This is a genomic window from Nostocoides sp. (genome assembly GCF_037045025.1).
Lineage (GTDB): Bacteria > Actinomycetota > Actinomycetes > Actinomycetales > Dermatophilaceae > Nostocoides_A.
On record NZ_JBAOHM010000015.1, the window covers coordinates 148,043 to 171,771 of the forward strand.

The 23,729-nt window shown below is 68.9% G+C and carries 23 protein-coding genes and 2 pseudogenes; 9 read left to right on the forward strand and 16 right to left on the reverse strand.

The window, feature by feature from the left end:
- Positions 1-28 precede the first annotated feature (28 nt).
- Positions 29-2,386, reverse strand: a complete 2,358-nt coding sequence (locus V9G19_RS19820) for an ATP-binding cassette domain-containing protein (protein WP_462287138.1) — start codon at positions 2,384-2,386, stop codon at positions 29-31.
- A 173-nt stretch (positions 2,387-2,559) separates the two neighbouring features.
- Positions 2,560-2,910 carry a hypothetical protein gene (locus tag V9G19_RS19825; protein ID WP_462287139.1) on the reverse strand — a complete coding sequence of 117 codons (351 nt, stop codon included), beginning with the start codon at positions 2,908-2,910 and terminating at the stop codon, positions 2,560-2,562.
- 169 nt (positions 2,911-3,079) lie between these two features.
- On the opposite strand from V9G19_RS19825, the gene V9G19_RS19830 reads away from it, so the two are divergent.
- The gene (locus V9G19_RS19830; RefSeq protein ID WP_462287140.1) at positions 3,080-3,844 is read left to right on the forward strand and encodes a hypothetical protein; all 765 of its coding nucleotides are present in this window, start codon (positions 3,080-3,082) and stop codon (positions 3,842-3,844) included.
- Between the two features lie 172 nt (positions 3,845-4,016).
- Positions 4,017-5,150 carry a cation:proton antiporter gene (locus V9G19_RS19835; RefSeq protein ID WP_462287141.1) on the forward strand — a complete coding sequence of 378 codons (1,134 nt, stop codon included), beginning with the start codon at positions 4,017-4,019 and terminating at the stop codon, positions 5,148-5,150.
- 20 nt (positions 5,151-5,170) lie between these two features.
- Here V9G19_RS19835 and V9G19_RS19840 read toward each other — a convergent pair whose 3' ends face one another.
- Positions 5,171-6,070 (reverse strand): YwqG family protein, encoded by a 900-nt coding sequence (locus tag V9G19_RS19840; RefSeq protein WP_462287142.1) that lies wholly within the window; start codon positions 6,068-6,070, stop codon positions 5,171-5,173.
- A 357-nt stretch (positions 6,071-6,427) separates the two neighbouring features.
- Here V9G19_RS19840 and V9G19_RS19845 point away from each other — a divergent pair, with 357 nt between their 5' ends.
- The gene (locus V9G19_RS19845; RefSeq protein ID WP_462287143.1) at positions 6,428-6,766 is read left to right on the forward strand and encodes a GntR family transcriptional regulator; all 339 of its coding nucleotides are present in this window, start codon (positions 6,428-6,430) and stop codon (positions 6,764-6,766) included.
- Between the two features lie 137 nt (positions 6,767-6,903).
- Positions 6,904-8,055 (forward strand): acyl-CoA dehydrogenase family protein, encoded by a 1,152-nt coding sequence (locus V9G19_RS19850; protein ID WP_462287144.1) that lies wholly within the window; start codon positions 6,904-6,906, stop codon positions 8,053-8,055.
- A gap of 42 nt (positions 8,056-8,097) precedes the next feature.
- On the opposite strand, the gene thiD is transcribed toward V9G19_RS19850, so the two are convergent.
- Complete coding sequence (gene thiD / locus V9G19_RS19855; protein ID WP_462287145.1) at positions 8,098-8,922, reverse strand: bifunctional hydroxymethylpyrimidine kinase/phosphomethylpyrimidine kinase; 825 nt, start codon at positions 8,920-8,922, stop codon at positions 8,098-8,100.
- A 50-nt stretch (positions 8,923-8,972) separates the two neighbouring features.
- On the reverse strand, positions 8,973-11,183 hold the full coding sequence (locus tag V9G19_RS19860) for an MMPL family transporter (protein WP_462287146.1): 2,211 nt from the start codon (positions 11,181-11,183) through the stop codon (positions 8,973-8,975).
- Between the two features lie 54 nt (positions 11,184-11,237).
- On the opposite strand from V9G19_RS19860, the gene V9G19_RS19865 reads away from it, so the two are divergent.
- The gene (locus V9G19_RS19865; RefSeq protein ID WP_462287147.1) at positions 11,238-11,834 is read left to right on the forward strand and encodes a TetR/AcrR family transcriptional regulator; all 597 of its coding nucleotides are present in this window, start codon (positions 11,238-11,240) and stop codon (positions 11,832-11,834) included.
- A gap of 21 nt (positions 11,835-11,855) precedes the next feature.
- On the opposite strand, the gene V9G19_RS19870 is transcribed toward V9G19_RS19865, so the two are convergent.
- Together V9G19_RS19870 and V9G19_RS19875 are read right to left on the reverse strand one after the other, a co-directional pair.
- Positions 11,856-12,332: an SRPBCC domain-containing protein gene (locus tag V9G19_RS19870; RefSeq protein ID WP_462287148.1), complete on the reverse strand. Its 477-nt coding sequence runs from the start codon at positions 12,330-12,332 to the stop codon at positions 11,856-11,858.
- Positions 12,333-12,349: 17 nt separating this feature from the next.
- Complete coding sequence (locus V9G19_RS19875) at positions 12,350-12,727, reverse strand: ArsR/SmtB family transcription factor (protein WP_462287149.1); 378 nt, start codon at positions 12,725-12,727, stop codon at positions 12,350-12,352.
- 114 nt (positions 12,728-12,841) lie between these two features.
- On the opposite strand from V9G19_RS19875, the gene V9G19_RS19880 reads away from it, so the two are divergent.
- Positions 12,842-14,110, forward strand: coding sequence for a lipase family alpha/beta hydrolase (locus tag V9G19_RS19880; RefSeq protein ID WP_462287150.1), 1,269 nt, complete (start codon positions 12,842-12,844; stop codon positions 14,108-14,110).
- A 179-nt stretch (positions 14,111-14,289) separates the two neighbouring features.
- Positions 14,290-14,448 (forward strand): hypothetical protein, encoded by a 159-nt coding sequence (locus V9G19_RS19885; RefSeq protein WP_462287151.1) that lies wholly within the window; start codon positions 14,290-14,292, stop codon positions 14,446-14,448.
- 23 nt (positions 14,449-14,471) lie between these two features.
- On the opposite strand, the gene V9G19_RS19890 is transcribed toward V9G19_RS19885, so the two are convergent.
- On the reverse strand, positions 14,472-16,286 hold the full coding sequence (locus V9G19_RS19890; protein WP_462287152.1) for a hypothetical protein: 1,815 nt from the start codon (positions 16,284-16,286) through the stop codon (positions 14,472-14,474).
- 193 nt (positions 16,287-16,479) lie between these two features.
- On the opposite strand from V9G19_RS19890, the gene V9G19_RS19895 reads away from it, so the two are divergent.
- Positions 16,480-17,340: an SDR family oxidoreductase gene (locus V9G19_RS19895; RefSeq protein WP_462287153.1), complete on the forward strand. Its 861-nt coding sequence runs from the start codon at positions 16,480-16,482 to the stop codon at positions 17,338-17,340.
- A 73-nt stretch (positions 17,341-17,413) separates the two neighbouring features.
- On the opposite strand, the gene V9G19_RS19900 is transcribed toward V9G19_RS19895, so the two are convergent.
- The 6 genes and pseudogenes from V9G19_RS19900 to V9G19_RS19925 all read right to left on the reverse strand — a co-directional run.
- On the reverse strand, positions 17,414-18,187 hold the full coding sequence (locus tag V9G19_RS19900; protein WP_462287154.1) for a hypothetical protein: 774 nt from the start codon (positions 18,185-18,187) through the stop codon (positions 17,414-17,416).
- A complete protein-coding gene (locus V9G19_RS19905; RefSeq protein ID WP_462287155.1) occupies positions 18,184-19,101 on the reverse strand; it encodes an ATP-binding cassette domain-containing protein in 918 nt (305 codons plus the stop codon). Before V9G19_RS19905 ends, V9G19_RS19900 begins: the two co-directional genes overlap by 4 nt.
- 5 nt (positions 19,102-19,106) lie before the next feature.
- On the reverse strand, positions 19,107-19,499 hold the full coding sequence (locus V9G19_RS19910) for a GntR family transcriptional regulator (protein ID WP_462287156.1): 393 nt from the start codon (positions 19,497-19,499) through the stop codon (positions 19,107-19,109).
- 128 nt (positions 19,500-19,627) lie between these two features.
- Positions 19,628-21,046 carry a dihydrolipoyl dehydrogenase gene (gene lpdA / locus V9G19_RS19915; RefSeq protein ID WP_462287157.1) on the reverse strand — a complete coding sequence of 473 codons (1,419 nt, stop codon included), beginning with the start codon at positions 21,044-21,046 and terminating at the stop codon, positions 19,628-19,630.
- Positions 21,047-21,058: 12 nt separating this feature from the next.
- Complete coding sequence (locus tag V9G19_RS19920; RefSeq protein WP_462287158.1) at positions 21,059-21,247, reverse strand: 2-oxo acid dehydrogenase subunit E2; 189 nt, start codon at positions 21,245-21,247, stop codon at positions 21,059-21,061.
- Positions 21,248-21,311: 64 nt separating this feature from the next.
- Positions 21,312-22,271: pseudogene (locus V9G19_RS19925) on the reverse strand (2-oxo acid dehydrogenase subunit E2); the annotation flags it as partial.
- On the opposite strand from V9G19_RS19925, the gene V9G19_RS19930 reads away from it, so the two are divergent.
- Positions 22,252-22,431: a hypothetical protein gene (locus tag V9G19_RS19930; protein ID WP_462287159.1), complete on the forward strand. Its 180-nt coding sequence runs from the start codon at positions 22,252-22,254 to the stop codon at positions 22,429-22,431. The pseudogene V9G19_RS19925 and the gene V9G19_RS19930 overlap by 20 nt on opposite strands.
- A 47-nt stretch (positions 22,432-22,478) precedes the next feature.
- Here V9G19_RS19930 and V9G19_RS19935 read toward each other — a convergent pair.
- Positions 22,479-22,706 (reverse strand): annotated as a pseudogene (locus tag V9G19_RS19935) (biotin/lipoyl-containing protein); the annotation flags it as partial.
- Positions 22,703-23,710, reverse strand: a complete 1,008-nt coding sequence (locus V9G19_RS19940; protein WP_462287603.1) for an alpha-ketoacid dehydrogenase subunit beta — start codon at positions 23,708-23,710, stop codon at positions 22,703-22,705. The pseudogene V9G19_RS19935 and the gene V9G19_RS19940, both read right to left, overlap by 4 nt.
- Positions 23,711-23,729: the final 19 nt, after the last annotated feature.

The window sequence follows — 23,729 nt, forward strand, 5'->3', positions numbered from 1 at the left end:
TGGTCTCTCTCTGCTCGGCCGGTTCAGGTCAGGTGACGTATGCCGCCAAGTGCTCACCGGTCACGGTCGCCTTGGTTGCGACGAGATCTGCTGGTGTTCCCTCGAAGACGATCCGGCCGCCGTCGTGGCCCGCGCCGGGACCGAGGTCGATGATCCAGTCCGCATGTGCCATCACCGCCTGGTGATGCTCGATGACGATCACCGATTTGCCGCCATCGACCAGCCGGTCGAGCATGGCGAGCAGGTTCTCGACATCGGCCAGGTGCAACCCGCTGGTCGGTTCGTCGAGCACATAGACCGAGCCCTTCTCGGCCATCTGGGTGGCCAGCTTGAGCCGCTGCCGCTCACCGCCGGACAGAGTCGTCAGGGGCTGGCCGAGCCGCAGGTAGCCCAAGCCGACGTCCACCAGCCGCTCCAGGATCTTTTGCGCCGCAGGCGTCTTTGCCGCACCCTCACCGAAGTAGGCGAGCCCTTCGTTGACCGGTAGGTCGAGAACCTCGGCAATATTCAAGTCACCGAGCCGATAGTCGAGCACCGCGGCCTGGAAGCGCTTGCCCTCACAGTCCTCGCATGGCGCCGACACGCCGGCCATCATGCCGAGGTCGGTGTAGATGACGCCCGCGCCATTACACGTCGGGCAGGCACCCTCCGAATTCGCTGAGAAGAGAGCGGGTTTGACGCCGTTCGCCTTGGCGAATGCCTTGCGGATCGGTTCCAACAGACCCGTGTAGGTCGCCGGATTGCTCCGCCGGGAACCCTTGATCGCCGTCTGGTCGACGACGACGACCCCCTCACGCGGAGCGACCGAGCCGTTGATCAGCGAGCTCTTGCCCGATCCGGCGACGCCGGTCAGGACGACGAGCACCCCCAACGGGATGTCGACGTCGACGTCCTGCAGGTTGTTTTCGCTCGCACCCCGGATCTCGAGCGCACCGCACGCGGAGCGCAGGCTCGTCTTCAGCGCGGCCCGGTCGTGGAGGTGGCGTCCGGTCTGGGTGTCGCTTTCGCTGAGTCCGGCGACCGTTCCTTGGTAGACGATCTCGCCGCCCGCGGTTCCGGCCCCGGGGCCGAGATCGACGACATGATCGGCGATGGTGATCATTTCCGGCTTGTGCTCAACGACGAGAACGGTGTTTCCCTTGTCCCGTAGCTGGATCAGCAGCTCGTTCATCCCCTGGATGTCGTGCGGGTGCAAGCCGATCGACGGCTCGTCGAAGACGTAGGTGACGTCGGTGAGAGACGAGCCGAGATGGCGGATCATCTTCGTCCGCTGCGACTCCCCACCCGACAGCGTGCCGGATGCCCGGTCGAGCGAGAGATAGCCCAGCCCGATGTCGACAAACGAGTCCAGCGTATGCCGCAACCCCGCGACCAGCGGCGCCACCGACGGCTCCTCGAGGTGCTTGATCCACTGGGCGAGGTCGCTGATCTGCATCAGGCACAGGTCGGCGATGTTCTTGCCGTCGACCTTCGAGGCCCGCGCGCCCTCAGCAAGCCGGGTTCCGTCACACTCGGGACAGGTCTGGAAAGTCACGGCGCGCTCCACGAATGCCCGGATGTGCGGCTGCATGGCCTCGGGGTCCTTGGCCAGCATCGACTTCTGGATCCGAGGGATTAGCCCCTCATAGGTCAGGTTGATGCCTTCGACCCTGATCTTCGTCGCCTCGCGATAAAGCAAGTCGTGCAGCTCACGCTTGGTGAACTTCACGATCGGCTTGTCCATGTCGAAATAGCCGGAGCCGGCGAAGATCCGGCCATACCAGCCGTCGATGGAGAAGCCGGGCACGGTGAGCGCCCCCTCGCCTAGGGACTTCGAATCGTCATAAAGCGCAGTCAAATCGAAGTCTGAGACCTTGCCCAGACCCTCACAGCGCGGGCACATGCCGCCCACTTGCTCGAAGGTCGCCTTCTGCGCCTTGGTCTTGGCCCCACGCTCGACGGTGACCGCACCGGCGCCCTTGACGGTCGCCATATTGAAGGAGTATGCCGTCGGCCCGCCAATGTGCGGCTCGCCGAGCCGGCTGAACAGGACACGCAGCATCGCGTTGGCGTCGGTCACCGTGCCGACCGTCGATCGGGCGTTGACACCCATCCGCTCCTGGTCGACGATGATCGCCGTCGTCAACCCCTCGAGCAGATCGACGTCCGGGCGGGCGAGCGTCGGCATGAACCCCTGGACGAACGCGCTGTAGGTCTCGTTGATCATCCGCTGGGATTCGGCGGCGATCGTGGCGAACACCAGCGAACTCTTGCCCGAGCCGGAGACGCCGGTGAAGACGGTCAGCCGCCGCTTCGGGATCTCCAAGCTCACGTCCTTGAGGTTGTTCTCGCGGGCGCCGTGGACGCGGATCAGGTCATGGCTGTCAGCGGGATGCGTCGGGTTCATGGACGGCACGTTAGTTCAGGCGTCGGCGCGCATGTGTCACGCCCCGTTCACGCACCCCACTTGCGTAGTGCGCTACGAGTTCCCCAGCAGTGGAGCAGAGTTGAGCCGCAGGGCCGGCTCCCACGGCGCGGTGGGCCCGAGCACAGGCCGGCACCGCAGGGAGACATGAGGATTCACCGATGAGTGGTTCGCACGATCACGGACAATCGGGCAGTCACCGAGATGAGCACGGTGGCGGACATGACCAGGGTCACGCCGACCCGGGCGCGCTCGGCACAGACCACGCGCATGCGGCGGCCGACTTGGGAGCCGCGGGCGACCCGGGCATTCCCGACTCCGAACTCCCCCCGGCCGAGCTGGCTCGTCGCCGGCTCTTGCAGAGCGCCGGGCTGGCCGGGGCCGGGGCCGTGACGGCGAGCCTGGCCGGGGTCGGTGGTGTGGCCACGGCCGCTGCGGCCGGGCGTAGCCGCAAGGACGGGGAGCGCGCTCCGGCGGTCTGGCCCGCCGGCGACCACCACATCCATACCCAGTACTCGCCCGACGGCCCTACCGGGTCGAGGACCAGGTCAGGCATGCGGCGGCATACGGGCTGGATTGGGTGGTCATCACCGACCACGGCGGGTCCCAGCACGCACGGATCGGCGTTGAACGAGTCAACCCCGACTCATCCGGTCCCGCACCGCTCACCCCGACATGCTCATCTTCCAGGGCCTGGAATGGAACATCCCGGCCGCCGAGCACGGCACCGTCTTCGTCCACCCCGGTCAAGGCGAGGTCGAGGTCCTCAAGGCATTCGAGAACGGCTATGACGGCAGCGTGCGCGGTGCCAGCGCGAACACGGCTCACAGCGGCCGGCCCAACACCACCGCGGGCGACTTCTGGCCCGGCTATTACGGCCGCACCCTCGTCGGCGCCAGCCGGGCCCGTCACCTGGAGCTGATGGCGGGCGTGCGAGCCGGCAATGTCTGGGTCGACCACGGCGGTCTCGTCGACGAAGTGGAGGTCGAGGTCCGCACGCGCGGCGCGTCGGCCGGCCTCGGCGGGGTGATCACGACCCACCGCGGCAATCAGTGCGAGCTCGTCGTGCGCATCGTTCCGGCCCGCTCCGCGAACTGGGCCCAGTTCGAGCCGAAGCTGAAGAAGGTCGACGTCATCCAGGGCCGGGTCACCGGGCCGGCCGAAGACCGCGACACCTTCCGGGCGCCCGAGACGACCGTGGTCAAGAGTTATGACGTCAGCGGCCAGAGTGTCGTCGAACTGCGCTACGACCTCGGCGTCGTCGGCGACACCGGCTTTTATGTCCGCCTGCGTGGCAGCGACGGCAACCGCTCCCAGGTTGGCTATTTCGGCGCCGCGACCGACCCCGAGGGGCCGGCCATCGACATCGTCGGCGACGCCGACCCGTGGCTGGACCTGTGGTTCTACACCAACCCGATTTTCGTGCTGCCGCGCACGTGAGGAGGAACGCTAGCCGCCGCGCATCCGGGTAGTTTCCGACGCGGGTCTCGACGTCGCTCGAGTGCACGCATCCCCGCGCGACGGCAGTGGTGCGCGCACGGCGTTTCGGACTCGGTTGAGGGGCAACGGCACGCCAGTCTGGTGTCATGAACGCCATCCCGGTGGTGAGCAGATGAGCTTCGCCCAGCTCGCCCTGATCGGCGTCGTCGCCGTGCTCGGTCCGCTGTTCTCGCTACAGCGGGTTGTGCGCGTCCCCGTCGTCATCGGCGAACTGGGCGTCGGGGTCGTGCTGGGTAGCAGCGGAGTCAACCTGCTCGACGGGCACGACCCGACGTTCGCGTTCCTCGCCGACCAGATCGGGTTCGCCCTGGTGATGTTCGTCGCCGGCTCGCACGTCCCGATCCGCTCCGCGGGAATGCGTGCGGGGCTGCGCCGGGGCTTGCTGCGCGCGTGCGCTATCGGAGTCCTCGCCGTCCCGGTTGGTCAGGCGATCGCCGCCGCCTTCGGCACCGGGCACGGCCTCCTGTATGCCGTGCTGCTCGCCTCGTCCTCGGCGGCCGTGGTCATGCCCGCCCTTGACGGGCTCGACCTGACGGCGCCCGCGATCCTCGACCTGCTGCCGCAAATCGCGATTGCCGACGCGGCGTGCATCGTGATGCTGCCGCTGACCCTGGAGCCGTCGAAGGCGCCGGCCCGGGCGGCCGGCGCCATCGTCCTGCTCGCCATGTCCTACCTGCTCTATCGGTTGCTGGCCGCCGCCGAGGCCAGCGGGTGGCGCCGGGCGGTCCATCACCTGTCCGAGGAGCGCCACCTGGCCCTGGAGTTGCGGATCTCGCTGATCCTCCTCTTTGCGATGGCCGCGCTGGCCCAGGCCGTGCACGTCTCCGTCATGGTCGCCGGGTTCGTCGTGGGTCTGACGGTGGCGGCCGTCGGTGAGCCGCGCCGCCTGGCCAACCAACTGTTCGCGCTGACCGAGGGCTTCTTCGCGCCGTTGTTCTTTGTGTGGTTGGGTGCGAGCTTAGATGTCCGCCAAGCACTTGCCCAGCCGCGGTTCGTTCTTCTCGGGCTCGCTCTCGGGCTCGGCGCCGCGCTCGTTCATGGGCTGATGGCCATCACTGGACAGCCGCTGTCGGTTGCGGTGACGACCTGTGCCCAACTGGGAGTGCCGGTCGCGGCTGCGAGTCTGGGCCGGGCGCAAGGGGTCCTGGCGGCCGGTGAGGATGCGGCCTTGGTGCTCGGGGCGCTGGCGACCATTGTCCTCACGGCTGCAGCGGGCGCAGGAGTGGCGCGCCACGCGGGGCAGTGAGCCCGCGGCATACGAAATCCTCAATAGCATTGTTGGACCAGCCAGGCCGCCTCCCAGCGGCCGGCCTGCAGGTCCTCGGCGCGCAGCCACCAATAGAGCCGGCCGATGTCGCCCCACGTCATCCGGGCCAGCGGCTCGGAGTCGACCTGCAACAACAACCTCCAGTCGGCGGCGCCCGGAGTCAGCGACGCCGTCCGGGGATCGCCGTCGCCTGGGACGCCGCCGCAGTCGAGGCCGTTGCTCGCGAGTTGGCATTCCAGCTGCATGTCTCCCTGGATCCGGTCGGGGTGTCCCAGCAACCGGTTGCTCAGCGCGCCCGACCCCTCCTCGCCCATCACCCGTTCATAGGCTTCGGAATAGGCCACGAGCCCCGCCTGCTCGGCGTCGTATGACGGGTCCGGAACGAAGGTCCACTCCAGTCGAGGCCGCAAGGGCACCGGGACAAAGCGCAGGTCATCGGCCAGGTCGCCGGGGAATTCGTGCCTCACCGCCCGCTCGGCATCGGCGGTATGCCGCACCGCCCAGCCGTCGGCATCGGCCGGGTCGAAACCCCACGGCTGCTCGTCCGCATCGTAGAAGAACGACAGCGCCCCACGCTCCGGCAGCGGCTCGGTCGGCACCAGCGGGGCGAGCGGCGCGCAGTCGATCTGGGCGACCAGGCTGAGCGGCCGGCCGTCCAGCGTTCGCGGCCAGCGGGCATCCGCTGCGAGCAGGGGACGGCCGCCGAGGTGGGTCGACGTCGCCGCTGAGGGACTCTCGTCCGGGATCAGGCGGATGCTGCGTCGGCAGAGCGAAACGAGCGCCTCCGTTCGCCCCTGTTGAGCGACGCGTTGAAGGTGGCGAAGCGGACCTCCTGGGTCCGAGCGGGCTCGCCTGTGTTCGCCTGCGCGCTGTGAGGGGCGGCCATCGGCAGGGCGCACGAGGCCATCGCCAAGCAGGTCAGGGCACGTCGGGTCATGGGGCGCATCACGTTAGGAGCTCCCGCGATCAACCGTGCTGGCCACCTGGCGAATCTCCGGTGACCATCGCGGGCCGGGGATCTGAACGCGGAGCCGACGGGTCGGTCGGCTCCGCCGGGCTTCACGAGCGAGGTGGCCGGCCCACGAAGTCTTGAGCTCGGTCAGGGAGCACACACCCCTGGACATGAGGAAGAGGAAGATAACGGACACGAGGACGCCAAGCCCGGCACAGATCATGGCGACCGTCTCGACCGACATGGGACCTCCTTTCCGGATTGTGGCAATATAACTATTACATCTAGTGATATTGTTGTCAATATGTGGAGCCTCGACGGCACTTCGGGTGCCTTGCACGAGCGGGTGGCGGCGAGCATCCGGCGGGCGATCTCCTCGGGCGAGTTGCCCCCGGGCGCGGCGCTGCCCACCGCCAAGGAGCTCGCCGGCTCCCTCGGCGTGAACGCCAACACCATCTTACGCGCCTTTGCCGTTCTCTCCGACGAAGGCTTGATCGACGTCCGGCGCCGTCGTGGCGCGGTCGTGACCGCGCGAGCCGACCGGGCTCGCCTGATCGAGCTGGCGGACGCCCTGCTCGACGAAGCGGCGCGACTGGGTATCACTCGCGGCGAGCTGACGCTCCTGCTGGCGCGCCGCTCGTGATGTCCGGACCCCGGCATCACGTGAGCCGCAGCGACGCCATAGGGTCGCTACAACTCACGTGACAGCACGGCGTGCTCTGCCGCGGCGATCGGGTCCGTGCGCGCCGGTGCCTGCCACACCCGTGCGAAAGGTCCACCATGCAAAAGCCGCTGCCGTATCGCTCCTCCTGGATGACCGAGGAACTCGACGACGTCTCGTTGATCGCCCGCACCTTCTTCGAGCGGGAGGTGGTGCCCAATATCGAGCGCTTCGCCGAGCAACACGAAGTCGACCGGGAGACCTGGCTCAAGGCCGGCGCGGCGGGCCTGCTGCTCATCTCCGTGCCCGAGGAGTATGGCGGGGGCGGCGGGACCTTCGCCCACGAAGCCGTGGTTCTGCAGGAGCAGGGCTGGGCCGGTGACGACGCGCTGGGCTACCACATCCACAGCGCGATCACCCCGCACTACATCGTCGAATACGGCACCGAGGAGCAGAAACGGGCCTGGCTGCCAAAGCTGGCCAGCGGCGAGCATGTCTGCGCCATCGCCATGACCGAGCCCGGCACCGGATCGGATTTGCAGGCCGTCAAGACGACGGCCCGGCGCGACGGCAACGACTACGTGATCAACGGCGCGAAGACGTTCATCACCAACGCCTCGCACGCCGACATCATCATCATCGTCGCGCGCACCGGCGACCATGGCGCCAAGGGAATTTCGCTGATCGTCGCCGAGGTGGACGACCTGCCCGGATTCACCCGCGGCCGGGTGCTACGCAAGATCGGGCAGCACGGCAACGACACCCGCGAGCTGGCGTTCGCCGACATGCGGGTTCCGGTTGTCAACCGGCTCGGTGAGGAGGGCCAAGGCTTCTATCAGTTGATGCACCAGCTGCCGCAGGAGCGCCTGGCTGTCTCGGTGATCGCGGTGGCGGCGGCCGAACTCGCTGTGCGACTCGCGACGCAATATGCCAAGGAGCGCAAGGCATTCGGCAAACCGATCATCGAATTCCAAACGATGGCCCATCGGCTCGCCGAGTGCGCCACCGACGTCTTGGCGGCACGGACCTTCCTCGACCACTGCATCGGTCTGCACGTCGATGGCAAGCTCGACGCGGTGACGGCCTCCCAGATCAAGTATTGGTCCACCGACATGCAAGTCTCGGTCATCGATCGCTGCCTGCAGGTCTTCGGCGGCTACGGATACATGATGGAATACCCGATCGCCCGGATGTATGCCGGCGCCCGCGTCCAGCAGATCTATGCCGGCACCAACGAGATCATGAAGGAGTTGATCTCCCGCAGCCTGTGAGCTTTCAGCCGATCGGCGTGCGGGTTTTCACGGTTACGCCACTCACACCCACCGCACCCCAGCGGCCGCGAACTCGTGGAAGTGATGCACTGGGCCCGGCCCCGAGCCGATATCCAACGCGTCCGCCCGGCGCAGGGCGGCGGTCAGCCAGTTCTTGGCATCCGCGACCGTGCTCGGCCAGTCCACCCGGCGCAGACGCAGCGCCGCGAGTGCGGAACTGAGCGTGCAGCCGGTGCCGTGGGTGTTGCGCGTCGGGACGCGCGCAGCGGCATACACCCGCTCGCCGTCCTCGTCGAGCCACAGGTCGACGGCGTCGGCGGTGTCCTCGAGATGCCCACCCTTGACCAGGACCCGTCGCGCGCCAAAATCGTTGCGCAGCAGCGCCGCCTGCTCGCGCATCCCCTCCACCGTCGTGGCGGGATTTCGCCCCGTCAACACGGCAGCTTCGGGCAGGTTGGGGGTGATGACATCGGCATACGGCAGCAGTGCCCGCACGGCATCGACGGCGTCCTCATCGAGCAGGCGGCTGCCCGAGGTCGACACCATCACCGGGTCAAGGACCCGCACCAGGTGCGCCAACGGCTCGCGCAGATAGTCGCCGACAGCCGCGGCGAGCGCAGCGGAGCCGAGCATGCCGACCTTCACGCTGTCGATCCGCACGTCGGCGAGCAGCGTGTCCAGCTGCGCCCGGACGAAGTCAACCGGGACTTCATGGACGCCGGTGACGCCGGTGGTCGACTGAGCAGTGAGCGCGGTGATGACCGACGTGCCATAGGCGCCGAGCGCCGAGAACGTCTTCACATCCGCCTGTATGCCGGCGCCACCGGAAGGATCGGAGCCGGCGATGGTCAGGGCAACGGGGATCATGGATCCTCCTCACTGGGGCACGCGTCAAGGAATGCTAGGGCGTGGCCCGCTCACGTGTGGGTGAGCTGGTGCCGGCGCCACCACCGATCGAGCGGATCGGGCAGCCACCAGTTCCACCGGCCCAGCAGCCGCATCGACGCGGGCACGAGCACGCCCCGGATCAAGGTCGCGTCCAGGAGCAGGGCGGTGAGCATGGCGACGCCGAGCATCTTGACGATGATCACCTCGGAGATGACGAAACAGCCGACGACGACCCCGAGCAGCAGCGCGGCACCGGTGATGATCCGCCCGGTCCGGGACAGCCCATGGGCGACCGAGAGCGTGTTGTCGCCGGTGCGATCCCACTCCTCCCGGATCCGCGAGAGCAGGAAGACCTCGTAGTCCATCGAGAGCCCGAACAGCACCGCCGCCATCGCGACCGGGGTGGTCAGCTCGGTGTAGCCCGGCGACTCGAAGCCCAGCAGCCCGGCGAGGTGACCCTCCTGGAAGCCCCACACGACGATCCCGAAGGAGGCAAGGATCGAGATCGCCGAGACGAGGATCGCCTTGACCGGCAACAGGATCGACCCGAAGGCGAGGAACAGCAGGACGAACATCGAGGCCGCAAGAAGCCCGAGCATCACCGGCAGCCGGTCGGCGATGACCGCCCGCTGGTCGACGCTCAGCGCGTTCGAGCCCCCGACCAAGGCCTGCACCCCCGCCGGTCCGGCGACCGACCGCACCTTCGGGACGAGCGCGCTCGCGCTCGCGTCGTTCGGGTGCCCCGGGTAGGCCATCTGGACCAGGCTGTGCGGGCGCCCGTCGACGACCGTGGTGCCCGCCGGCACGACGCGCAACAGTTGCGGCACCTGTTGGTCCACCTGCCTCGCGTATGCCGTGGCGGCCGTCGCGTCCGCGCCCACCAGCACCGCGTACATCCAGGACTCGGTCCCGCCGAAGTGCCGATCGTGAGTAGCGAGCGTCTGCCGACTGGGCGCGGATGCGGGGAGCACGCCCTCGTCGACGCTGCCCCAGTGTACGTTCCGGAAAGGCGCGGCCAGGAGCAGCACGAGGAGGGTGACCGCGCCGAGGGAGATCCACGGCCGGCGCATGACGGCGTGGGCGATGGCCGCCCAGGCGCCGTGCCGGTCGGCCTCCTCGGGCAGGACGGTGGCCGGACGCGTCCCCGGGACATGCCAGGCGTTGACCCAGTGGGCGAGCAGGGCGAGGACGGCGGGGAGCAGGACGATCGAGGTGACGGCGGCGCCGAGCACCGCGGGAATCGCCCCGTAGGCGAGCGAGCGCAGCGGGGCGAGCGGGAAGACGAGCAGAGTCGCCATGGACACGGCGACGATGACCGCGCTGAACACCACCGTCCGGCCCGCGGTGGCCAGCGTCGGGCCGAGGGCGGCGACGGCCGCCTCCCGCCCGCGGCCGTCGCGCAACTCCTCCCGGAACCGGTTGACGATGAACAAGCAGTAGTCGATCGCCAACCCGAGGCCGAGAATGCTCGCGACGGTCAGCGCCTGCGACGTGACGGTGGCGTGGTCGGCCGTCACCGACACAGCGGCCATCGCGATGACCAGGGCGACGAGTCCGACGACCGGCGGCAGCAGGGCGGCAACGAGGCCGCCGAAGATGAGCACCCCGAGGACGGCGACGATCGGCAACGCCAATCCCTCCGCCCGCCGGGTGTCGTCGGCGACGGCGCGGACGACGTCGTCAGCCATCGAGTAGATCCCGCCGACGTCGGTGCGGATTCCGGGGTGATCAACGACGAGCTTCGGCGCGATGTCCTGATAGTCGAGAAGCTTCTGCTTGGTGTCCGACTTCTCCGCGGTTCCGTTCTCGCGCAATGTGATCGCGACGCGCACCGCCCGCAGATCCCGGCTCACATAACCGGCCTGCGGCGGCTGCTCGAGTCCATTGACGACCCCGATCACCCGGTCCGGCGGGAGCGCGGCGAGCACCTTGGCAATCGCCTGGCCGATCGGCGGGTCGGTGACGGGGCGGTTGTCGGTCGTCGAATAGATGACGGTGACGTCCTCGATCCGGTCGCCGAAGGCCCGGTTGAGCGCGACGAAGCTCTGCCAGGAGTCGGCGTGCTCGTCGTAGCCACCGCCCTCGGTGAGTTTCTGGGCCGCCGAGCCGCCGACGGCCCCGAGGCTGACGACGAGGAGCAGCCAGACGACGATGACCGGCCACGGGTGTTGCCCGGCGGTGGTCCCGATCCGGTGCAACAGCGATCGATGAGGAAGCGGCGAGGAGGCTGCCGGCGGCATACCTCCATAGTTGCACACGTTCACTGAACGCGTACAATTTGTTAGGCTGAGCCCATGTCCGTCCGGCGCGCAGGCCAGCTCGAGCGCGAGGACCGGGTCAAGGAGTGGGCGCTGCGCCTGTTCATCGAGCGAGGGTATGCCGGCACGTCCGTTCGCGATATCGCCGCGGCGGCCGAGGTGTCCACCGGGACGGTGCGCAATGTCGGGGACAAGGCCTCGCTCTTCCTCCTCGTCATGGAGGAGTCGGCGACGAGCTACGCCCTCGACGTCTGGCGGGCAATCTCGTCCGTTCCCCCCACACCCGAGCGCAGCCTGGCCGACGAGGTGTGGAGCTACTTCTCGGTGACGCTCGATGTCGCCGACGCGAATCGGAAACTCTTCCGGGACTATTGGGCCGCGTATGTCGCCCGGGTCGACGGCCGCGAGAACGAGGCCCGGATGGCCGGGGTCATCGAGGCCGTCGCCGCCCGCTGGTGCGCGCACGCCGGGCGGGAGTTCCCGGACGAGGAGGCGACGGTCGCGGCCTACGCGATGTATTCGACCTATGCCGTCACCATGCTGGCGATCAGCACCGGCCTCGACCCGCAGCAGTACCGCGGTTATCTGCGCGCGGTCGTCGAGCACCAGTGCGCGCTGGCGATCCCTCGGTGACGTTGCCCGTTCTGCCCCCGCTCAGGCGTCGGCCGGCTCCTCGGCCAACTCCCGCCACCTCGCCGCGAAGTCCGCGATCGGCTGGTCGCGCAGATACCGGCCGAGGTCCTCGACGTGCACCTGCCAGCCGATCCGGTAGGCCGCAACTTGCCCAGCCGCGATCCCGCGTTCCTCGATGACCAAGCGCGTCCCCGTGGCCACCGCCTGCAACCGGGCCTCGACGGTGGTCGGCGCGCCGCCGTCCTCGGTCGTCTCCACGACGAGTCGACTGGGGGCGTCGCAGACGAGCACCTCGCCGGATCCCTCCCAGCCGCTGGTGAACCGCGCCCGGAAGATCCCGCCGACGCGCAGGTCCCCCTCGACTTCCGCGATCCAGCGCCGCAGCCGCTCGGGGTCGGTCAGCGCCTCCCACAGATCTGCCGGGTCGGTCGCGAAGACGTCCTCGACCTGAACACTCCCGGTCTTGTTGTCCGTCGTCGTCACGATGGTGTCGCTCATTGCTCGTTTCCTTTCGATTACCTGCCAGATCGCTCGCGCGGGGTGGCACTGGTCGCTTCTTCGGTCTGTCCCTTGGCCACCCGCGCAGCACGTCGGCCGCGGGCAATCTCGGTGTGCAGTGCGGACATCCGCTGCACCCACAGGGCCCGGTAAGGCGCCAGCCAGTCGTCCAGCTGGGCCATCGGCTCGGGGGTCAGGGCATAGACCCGCTCCCGGCCGCGGTCCTCGACCTCGACGAGGCCGGCCTCGCGCAGGACGCGCAGGTGCCGCGAGACTCCCGGCTGGCTGAGGTCCAACCCGTCGCCGAGGCGGCCGGCGGTCGCCGGGCCCCCTCGAAGCTGCTCGAGGATGGCCCGCCGGCTGGGGTCGCTCACGGCGTGCATCAACGCGTCCATGATCTATTAATAGTCGTACGGTTATATAACTGTCAACCGATGCTTTCTGCCTTGACCGGGGATGTCCGTCACACCCGACCAGTGACGGCATTCGCCGCACGTCATCATGGAACCGTGAAATCGGATGAGGCCAAAGACACCGGGCGCGCTGCCGGGACCTACCTGCGTCAGGTCACCGACCTGGTCCGCGGGGCCCACTTCGCCGTCAGCGACACCGTCCACGATGCTGTCGGTGCCGTCGTCGGCCCCAGCGCCACCCCCATTCGGGTCTTCTCGGACACCATCACGAGCGGCGTCTATGCCCTCACCTCGCGCGGCGTCGACGCCGGTGCCCGTGTCGTGGGAGCCGTTGCCGCCCACCGGATGAAGGACGGCGACGAGTCCCGGCTGAGTCTCCACGACGGCCCCGCTGCGCACCATGCCCTGGCGATTGGTCTCGGCCTGCACGGTGACACCCTGCTGCGCGAGTCGAGTTCGATCGCTCCGGCCATGCAGGTCCGGCGATCGGGGAGCGCGGTGGAGCTGACCCGCGAGGGCGTGGCCACGGCATACGACCAGGTCTCACCCGACCTCGTCGTCTTCCTCCACGGCCTCTTCGAGACCGAGGCGGCCTGGCGACTGGCGCGCATCAAGCGACGCTCGTATGCCGAGCGGCTGCAGGCCGATCTCGGGCTCACCCCGGTCATGGTGCGCTACAACACCGGCCTGCGGATCTCGGACAACGGCCGGGATCTGAGCAGCCTGCTCACCGAACTCGTCGCTGCGTGGCCGATGCCGGTCGAACGGATCGTCCTCATCGGCCACTCCATGGGCGGGCTGGTCATCCACAGCGCCCTCGCCAGCGAGCCCGACCCGTCCTGGATCGCGCTGGTCACCGAGACGGTCACGCTCGGCAGTCCACACCATGGCGCCCCGATCGCGCGTGGCCTGTTTGCGGCGGTGGAACGGTTCGGGCGACGGGAGCGCTCTCGGTTCGCCGCCGAATTCCTACGGCTGCGCAGCGTGGGAATCCGCGACCTCGCCCACGGCAATATCGTTGCCGCCGACTGGGAATCCCACGACCACGACGACCCCACCGACCGGCGAACGCATCCCGGACCACGGGCCGACATCCGCCACCACGCCGTCGTCGGCGTCACCGGGCCCACGCTGGCGGCCCCGGTCTCCGAACTGCTCGGGGATCTGCTCGTCCCGGTCGCCTCTGCGGCCCACGCCGAGCTCGAGTCGGTCCAGCGCCGGTTCACCCACGACGGGATCGCCGTCGTGCGCGGGGTCACCCACCTCGGGTTGCTCAATAACGAGGAGACCTACGCTCACCTGCTGCGCTGGCTAAGACCGGCGCCCTCCGATCAACCAGACGCCGTGGGGACGTCGGTGGTGTAGCTAGAACGCGCGGATGCCAGACCGGCGCGCGCGCCAGTGCCGACTGAATCAGCGACGTCTTGCCGATGCCGGCCTCCCCGGCGACCAGGAGACCCGTCCGTATGCCGCGGCCGAGCGCGAGCACTTCCAAAAGGGGTTGTCGCACGGGACGATGCTGGCGCTGGTCCCATGGGCCTTCAATGGCCTCCCGACCCGGCCCGCCAGCCGCGCTGACCGACGCCCCGCGGGCCGCTCGATTCCTGTGGCTGCTGACCCACCGTCGCTTCGAGCGCCGCGAGCGCGCCACCTTCGGCCCGCAGTCCACCCTGCTGCCGAGATCGGGGGGCCGCACCTGGTGAGCCCGCCACAACCGCGGCCTGGCTCACTCGCCGAACTGCTCGTCCATCAAATCGAGCCAGGTGCGAATCCGGGCCCGGGTGCTGGCGGTGAGCAGGCCGGGATCTCCCAGCGTCAACTGGCCATACGCGGTGTGTTCCACCCCAATCGCGTCGAGCATCACGCCGGCCCGCTGGGACGGGCTGCTGCGCAGCCCGAGCGCGTCCATGACCTGCTGCATGGGCTTCCCGGCGCGCGTCCCGTCGTTCGCCTTGAGGATGATCCACACGATCGCGCCCGCGGCGGTCTCGTCCTTGGATCGCCTGCGGAAAATCTCGGCGTCGGCGCGAGCGATTCGCGTCAGCAACCGTCGACAAGCGGTGCGCAGTTCGATGTCGTCCCACAGCGCGGCAACCCCGCCGATGAGTTCGGCCGTATGCCGCACGCGCGAGATGATGTCCTCGGGCAGCCCGCTGACGTCGAGTTCCTCGTCGGGCAGCGGTCGAGCGTCGAGAGTCTCGGCCGCTTCCGGCGAGCCGAGCAAGCGGATGAGGGACTCATCCCGAAGCTCCGCGACGGCCCGGGCGAGGTCGATCACCGGCTCCCCATCCACCACGTCGTCGTCCTCAAGGAGTTCTCGCTCGCGCACTACCGCGGGGTCGTCGCGCTTCCGCAAGAATGCCGGCGTCCACCGGTCGATCGCGGCGAGGGCGAGCCGAGTCGCCTTGCGCGGCACTCCACCGGTGTGGTGGCAATAGCCGACGAAGGCGGGAAGCAGCTGCGGCGCCCGGGCATACTCCTCGGGCTCGCCGGAGAGGAGGACGGGCAGTATCTGCGTCAGCAGGTCCTTGATATCGCCCGGCTCCCACCGGTAGTCCTCCTCGAGGAGATCGAGCGTCGCTAGCGCGAAGGCGTGGGCCAGGTCGTGGTCGGCGGGGTGCATGCCGATGTCGGCTGCGCCGTCGTCAAGAGACTCGAGGAAGTCATGCGCGAGTTCGGTGGCCTCCATCTCGAGGTAGTCGTCGAACTCCTCGTCCTCGTCGTAGGTGAGGAATTCGGCGGGGTCGCGCTCGGGATATCCTGTGCCGCCGTCCGGCAAGCCACGGATGAGGAAACGCAGGAGCGGACGCAGGCCGGGCCACGTCTCGCCCGGCGGGATGCCGTGGTCGATGGTCTCGTATGCCCTGATCGCATCCTGCATCCGGGCCCGCGCGTCGGCAAGGTCGACCGGGACAAAGTCCGCCCAATGGCCCTCGCGAGCGGCGATCTCGCGCAGCTCGGCGACGGCGTCATCGAGGCTGGACGGCATCAAGAAGGCGTCCTTGACGACCGTGCCGTAGCGGTGGTCAATATAGACGAGCAGGCAGATGCCACGAACTCCCGCGCCGGCGAGCTCAAGGATGAGGTCGTCGCCGACGTCGTTCGGGACGACCATCTGCGTAGCGCGGACGACCCGCAGCTCCGCGAGGCCGGCAACATCCAGCGGGAGCGGATGGCGACGGTTGGACAACTCCCGCCGGATGCGCGCCGCCACCAGCTCATCGGTGGTGAGGGTCGCGATGATATGAAGCGCCGCAGTGGTTTCGGCGATAGAGACATCAAGGAAGCTGTCCACGAGATCACTCAGCAGCGGCTTCTCGGGCAGCTCGTCGACTTCGACGCTCGGGTCGAGGATGTCCAACATGGCTGACATTAGGGAGGCGAGCGCGAGATCGCCGGCACGCATCGCCTCGCGGATTCCGTTGGCGAGTTCCTGGTCCTGCTTGCTTAGTCCCGTCTCGTGCTCACGCGGAGTCTGCCGCCCCCGCGTCGCCGATCGGTGCGGGGGACGGCGCGAACCACCATGCTTACGTTTGCTCACAGCTCCATCCGACCATGCTTTGGGCGCTGGAGCTAGCGCACCCGCGACACAGTGGGGCGCAGGCACCCCCAGCGGAGCTAGCGGGCGTGCTGGGGGCCAGCGTCTCCCAGTCCCGGCGGCACTCCAGCGTTGACCTGCTGAATCGTGGGCGGCTAATCGCCACGAGTGGCGAATCACCGGTGAAACTCACACCATGACCCGAGCCAAGCTCTCCCGCATCCCCGCCCAGAGCCAGCACTGGCCAGGAACCATCACCGACCTGCACCCCGCGCCCGACCACGGCGAGAGTTCCTGGACCCCGCGCGATCGGCTGGTCGGCAAGCGGGTCCTGATTACCGGTGGCGACTCCGGCATCGGCCGGGCAATCGCGATCACGATGGCCAAGGAGGGCGCGACCGTCGCGATCTCCTACCTGCCCGCCGAGCAAGGCGACGCGAAGGACACCCAACGGGTCATCGAGGGCGGCGGCGGCAGTTGTCACCTCTTCCCGGCCGACCTGACCGAGATGGCCGCCAATCAGCAACTCGCCACGGACGCGGTGGCGGCCCTCGGCGGCCTCGACGTGTTGGTGTGCAATGCCGCCTTCCAGATGACCTACCAGGCGCTGGAGAAGTTCCCTCCCGAGCAGATCGCACGCACCTATGCGACCAACGTCTTCTCCCCGTTCTGGCTCATCCACGCGCTCGCGGGCGAGTTGCAAGGCGGCGGTTGCCTCCTGGTCACCACCTCAGTCCAGGCCTACAAACCGTCTGAGGACCTGCTCGACTATGCATCGACCAAGGCGGCACTGAACAACCTCGTGGTCAACCTCGCCAGCGAGCTCGGGCCGCGCGGCATACGCGTCAATGCCGTTGCCCCCGGCCCAATCTGGACTCCGCTCATCCCGTCGACCATGCCGCCGGAGCGAGTCTCCGGCTTCGGGGCAGACACGCCGCTGGGGCGCGCCGGCCATCCCGTGGAGGTCGCGGCGGCATACGTCTTCCTCGCCTCGGACGAGGCTTCCTATATCTCCGGCACGGTCCTCGGTGTCACCGGTGGCAAACCCGTCTTCTAAGCCGCCGATTTAGCGGCGGTTGATCGGGCGGCCCAGCGCCGGTGGGTGACTCGCTCGGACCGCGGGGTGAGGATCAGGCGCGGGCGCTGCGGATCGGGACCCGCCGGGAGAGCAGATGCACCGCACCGGTGGTCAGGGCGAGGAGCACGAGGCCGAGGACGACGCTCGCCGGGACGCCACCGAGACCGAGGGCGGGCGGGGTGAGGGCGCGGCCGTCACGAGTGAACACGGCCAAGGTGAACATGGTCAACGGGTCAAGCACGAGGACCAGCGCAGCCATCGGGATCATGGTGAGGGGCAGGGCGAAGGTGGCCACCGACCCCAATCGGAAATAGGTCAGTCCGACGACCAGGCCCGTCAGTCCGGCGACCGCCAGCAGGAGGACGAGACCCCACAGATAGGGGAGAGCCGCTGTTTCCGCGGCCGAGACCCGGCTGCCGTCCGCCCCCGCTGTCCACCCCAGTCGGCCGTAGAGCCAGCGCTCGATCCGCAGCAGCAGCCAGAGCGCGACGGCCCCCCAGACGGCGAGCACGAGAACGGCGGTGATGGCGGCGCGCACGAAGCTGCGCCGGGTCATCCCGGCGGCGACGTGCGGGCCGAGCCAGCTGGTCGCGTAGTGAATCGCCACGGCGAAGGGGATCCACGGGGCAACCTGTTGGGCGAACTGGAAGCCGGACATCGTCGGCGTGGTGGCGCGGCCCACGAAGAAGAGAACGACCACGACGACAGCCACGGCGATCGCGAGAAAGCCCGCGAAAACCGACGCGTGGCCCATCGCCTGCCATCCGGCCATACGCAGCCATCGGGGCATTCCTCTTGCAGGGGTAGGAAGCGTTGCGGTGGTCATCGTGCATCCTCGGTGAGGTGAATGAACAGGTCTTGGAGGCCGGGGGCCGAGATCGTCAGGCCGGCGCTCTCGGCGGCTGCAACAGCGGCCGGATCCACCTGGCCGTACACGGTCACCTGCCTGGTCGGACCGAGGTCGCGGGTCGTGAGAATGGGCATGCCGGCCGTGAAGTGGTCGACGCGGGCGGCCGGGCCGGTGACGGTCAGGCCCTGGCGATGGACCTCGTCGGCGTCCGCGCTGAGCACCACCTGGCCTCGGTGAAGGATGGTCACGGTCTCGAGGAGGTACTCGATCTCCTGGATCAGGTGGCTGGACAAGATCACCGTGCGCGGATGCTCGGCGAAGTCGGCGATGAGCAGATCCGTGAACCGTTGTCTCGTCGGGGCGTCCATGCCGATGTGCACCTCGTCGAACATCGTCACCGGGGCTCGCGAGGCGAGGCCGATAACCGCGCCGACACACGAGCGCTGACCGCGAGAGAGCTTGTCCGGCTTCGCTTTCGGATTCAGGCCGAACGCGTCGAGCAAGTCCTGCGCCCACACCGGGTCGAAGGTCGGGCGGGCGAGCGCGTGGAAGTCGAGGTTCCACGCGATCGACTCATCCCCGACGACATTGCCGCTTTCGCGGATCAGGCAGGTCTGGGCCATCATCGTCTCGTCCTCGAAGGGAGAACGGCCGCCAACCTCGACCTCGCCAAGGGTGGCGGGCATCTGCGAGGCGAGCACGGCCAGCAGCGTCGTCTTGCCGGCGCCATTGCGCCCGAGCAGGCCGTGAATTCGCCCGGCAGCCAGGTCGAGGTTCACGTCGGTCAACGCCGCGGTCTTCCCATAGCGCTGGTCGAGGTGGTGGGTGCGAACTGCGAGGCCGGCGCCCATCGGGGTGGCGGCAGCACTCAACTTCGCGGGGTGGGTCATTGTCGTCATCGTCCTTGGCCGTTCGTCGACGTCATGGCGGGGGTGGACATGTGGGTCTGGATGTGCCGAGTCAGTTCTCCGGCGGTCAATCCGAGTGCGGCCGCCTCGCGGATCAGCGGCTCGAGCCGGTCGGTGACAAAGGCCAAACGGCGCTCCTCTCGGAGCATCTCGGCGGCGCCCGGTGCGACGAACATCCCGATCCCGCGGCGCTTGACCAGCAGGCCCTCGTCGGTGAGCTCGGCGAACGCCTTGGCCGCCGTCGCCGGGTTGATCCGGTAGGTCGTCGCGTACTGCGTCGTGGACATCACTTGATCCCCCTCGGCCAGAGCGCCCGCGAGGATCTCGCCGCGGATCGCCTCGGCGATCTGCACGTAGATCGGCTCGCGCCCCTCGAACATCGGCCTCACTTCTTCGGTTCGTTGCTTTTCTAATGAACCACCTAACTGCCGACTCTGTCAAGGGCCGAAAAGGGAGCAACCGCCCGAGACCATCTCGGGCGGTTGCTCCCTGCTCCCCTACGGGGCGTTCACAGGCTGTTGACCGGACACCCCAAGGCCGCGAGGGCGGCCTCGTGGACGATCTCGCTGCGCGTCGGGTGCGGGAGCATCGAGCGCGCGAACTGGGTGGCGGTCATCCTGCCGGCCCGGGCGACCGCGAGCATTCCGATCAGCTCGGTGACTCCGGCACCGACGAGGCTCGCCCCGAGGATCGCATCGGTGTCGGCGTCGACGACGACCCGGGCGAAGCCCTCAGTCTCGGCGGCACCGAGGGCACGGCCGTTCTCCGACATGTTGATCCGGCCGGTCGTGATGCGACGTCCCCGCTGCTGGGCGGCACGCGCGTCGATCCCGATGCTGGCCACCTCGGGGGTGGTGTAGGTGCACCGCGGCACCCAGTCTCGCCAGTCGTCGGGCTCGGGCACGCGGCGCACACCGGCGATCGCGTCCACGCACCGGATCGCCTCCGCGCTCGCCTTGTGGGCCAGGCACGGGCCGCCAGCGACATCACCAATCGCATAGAGTCCCCACACCCCGGTCCGGCCGAGGGAATCGGCCTTGATGAAACCGCCCCGGTCGAGGATGTCGAAGCGCTCCAGACCGAGGTCCGCGCTGTTGGGCGCGACCCCGACAGCGAGCAGGACCTTCTCGGTTTCGATTGTGCTTTGGGTGCCGGAGGAATCGGTGATCGACACGGCGGCCCGGTCACCTTCGGGACGCACGGACTCCACCCGCGCTCCGGCCATCGTCGTGATTCCGCGACGGTTAAACGACCTGGTTATCAACGCGGAGACCTCGGAACTCTCCGCGGGCATGATCCGGTCGAGGGACTCGACGAGAACGACCCGGGTGCCGAGGTCGGCATATAGGGAGGCGAACTCCGACCCGATTGCACCCGAGCCGATCACGACAAGAGACTCCGGAATCGACCCCGGGACAAGAGCTTCGCGATAGGTCCAGATCAGCGAGCCGTCGGGGACGATCCCCGGCAGGCTGCGCGGTCCGGCACCGGTGGCGACGATGACGTGCTCGGCGCCGAGCGTGCGGGCCCGGCCCGCGATCTCGACGTGGACCTCGCCCTTGTCGATCCCGGTGACGGTCCCGGCCACCACCTCGACCCCATTGCCCTTGAGTAGGGCGCCGACACCCGAGGCGAGATGCCCGGCGGTGCGCCGCGAGTGCGCGACGAGCGCCGAGACCTCCACCCGGGGCGCCTCGGCGAACACCCCGACCTCGGCGCCCGAGCGGACCGCCCGGGCAACCTCGGCGCCGTGCAGCAACGCCTTGGTCGGAATGCAGCCCCAGTTGAGGCAGATCCCGCCGAGTTCGGCCCGCTCGACGACTGCCGTGCGCAGGCCCAGCTGGCCGGCCCGGATCCCGGCGACGTAGCCGCCGGGGCCGGCGCCGATGACGATGACGTCGTAGGTCTCGTCCGGTTGATCGGTCATCGCGGCCTCCCGTCAGGCGAACATCAGGCTCGGCGTCTGCAGGACCCGGCACAGGTGCTGCAGGAAGCGCGCGGCCAGCGCCCCGTCGACGACGCGGTGGTCGCTGGCGAGGGTCAGCGGCAGCAGCGACGCCACCACCGGGGCGCTGTCGTCGCCCGGCACGAACGTGGACTGGGTCGCGCCGACCGCGAGAATCGCCACCTGGGGGGGGGTTGATGATCGCATCGAAACCCGACACCCCGAACATCCCCAGGTTGGAGATCGTGAATGTGCCGCCCTGGAACTCATCCGGCCGCAGGGTCCCCGCTTTCGCCCTCGTGGCGAGGTCGGTGATCTGCGCCGAGATGTCGGTGATCGATCGGGTGTCGGCGCGGCTGACGATCGGGGTGATCAAGCCCTGGCCCGTCGAGACCGCGACCGCGATGTCGGCGTGCGCGAACTGGGTGATCTCCTGCCGGCCGGGGTCGTATTGCGCGTTGACGCCCGGCACCGCGACCAGGGCCTTGGCCGCCGCTGCCACGAGGAGGTCGTTGACGGTCACCCGGGCATCGAGCCGGCTGTCGTTGATCTCCGTGCGCAACTCCAGCAACCGGCCGATGTCGGCGTGCGCGGTGACCCGGAAGTGCGGGGAGTCGAGGTAGGACGATCGCAGCCGGTCTGCGATCACCCGCCGCATGCTCGACATCGCGACGGTGGTCGGCTCATTGCCCACCTGGCCCGACCCGGCGACGGGCGCCGCCGGTCCGGCCGCCGCAGGCGCTGCCGGGGGTGGCTCGGTGCCGATGCTGCGCCGCGCCATGACGGCAAGGACGTCGTCGACGAGGACCCGGCCGCCGCGACCCGAGACCCGGCACTGGCGCAGGTTGATCCCGTGCTCCGTCGCGAGCCGGCGCGCGTGCGGCGTTGCGAGGACCTCGGAGTCGTCCCGCCGGTCCGGGAGCCTGGGGACTCGGACACGGTCGTTGCCGAAGCCAAGCTGTCCACCTGCAGAGCGGACGGCCTGCTCGATGTCCCGGACGGTGACCTGACCCCCGCGACCCGTTGGCGTGATGCCCGACAAGGCGATCCGGTACTCAGTGGCCAGCCGCCGCGCATGCGAGGTGGCGGGCACCTCGGTCTCGTCGGCGCCTTGCAGTGCGCTGGGGATCCGCGTGGCACCGGATGCGGGCGCTGGTGCTGCCACCGCTGCAGGAGCGCCGGAGGACGTGGGGACCTCCCCGGGCACGGCGGCCGGCGCCGGCTTGGCCGACGGGGCCGCAAGGACGTCAGGTGGCTCTGCGCTCTCGGGAGGCGCGGGGGCGCCGGCGTCCCGCGTGCCGGCCGCCGCGGGTGCGGTTGCCGGTGCCTCGGCCGCGGCGCCGGCCGGCGTCCTGGTGGCCAAGTAGGCGTCGATGTCGGCATCCGTGGCTGCCGCATCGGCAATGACGGCGATGACCTCACCGACCGGGAGGCTCTCGTTGAGGGCGGCCACCAGGCGACGAACCACACCCGCGGTTGGCGCCTCCACCTCCGCGGAAATCTTGCTCGACTCGACCGTCGCGAGGGCGGTCCCCTCGGCGACGGTGTCCCCGACCGCGACCAACCACTCGGTGACCGAGCCCTCCTCCATCGTCATCCCCCACTTGGGGATCTCAACCGCGACGATCGTCGACATCGTCATGCCCCCACGGCGGCCCGAACGGCGTCCTCAATCCGGTCAGGCCCGGGCAGCCACTCCTTCTCCAGGACCGCCGAGAAGGGCACCGGCGAGTGCGGGGGGACGACGAGCTGGATCGGCGCCTTCAACGAGTCGAACGCCTTCGTGGCCGCCAGCGCGGCGATGTCATGGCCGAACCCACACCGGTTCGCCGATTCGTCCACGACGACCAGCCGCCCGGTCGCCGCGATCGATTCCAAGATCCCGTCCTCGTCCAGTGGTGAGGTGGTCCGCGGGTCGACGACCTCGACCGAAATGCCCTCGGGCGCCAGCTTGTCCGCGACCGTCACCGCGAAGTTGACCATCTGCCCGAGCGCGACCACCGTGACATCGGTGCCCTCGCGCGGATAGGCCGCAACCCCGAGAGGAATGGTGTACGGCTCGTCCGGGACCTCGGACTTGAGGTCGTAAAGCATCTTGTGCTCGCAGAACATCACCGGGTCGTCGTCGCGGATGCTTTCGAGGAGCAGGCCGCGGGCGTCATACGCATTGGAGGGGACGACGACCTTCAGGCCGGCCGTCGAGGTGAAGATGTTGTAGGGCGAGTTCGAGTGCTGCCCAGCGGCACTCGCCCCGGCACCGATGATCCCGCGAACGACGAGCGGGGTGCGGGCCTTGCCGCCGAACATGTACCGGAACTTCGCCGCCTGGTTGTAGATGGTGTCGTAGGCGACGCCGAAGAAGTCCATGAACATCAACTCGGCGACCGGACGCAGGCCGGTCACCGCCGCCCCGGCCGCCATCCCGAGCAGGGCGGCCTCGGAGATCGGGGTGTCGATAACCCGGTCGTCGCCGAACTCGGTCCACAGCCCCTGGGTGACGCCGAACACGCCACCGAACGCCTCGACGGTCTTGTCGGGATTCAACCCGCCCTTCCCGCCGCGCAGGTCCTCGCCGATCAGGACGACGTCTTCGTCCTCACGCATCGCATCGGCCATACCGGCGCGGACGGCCTCACGGAAACTCATGCTGGTCACGGTTGGTTCT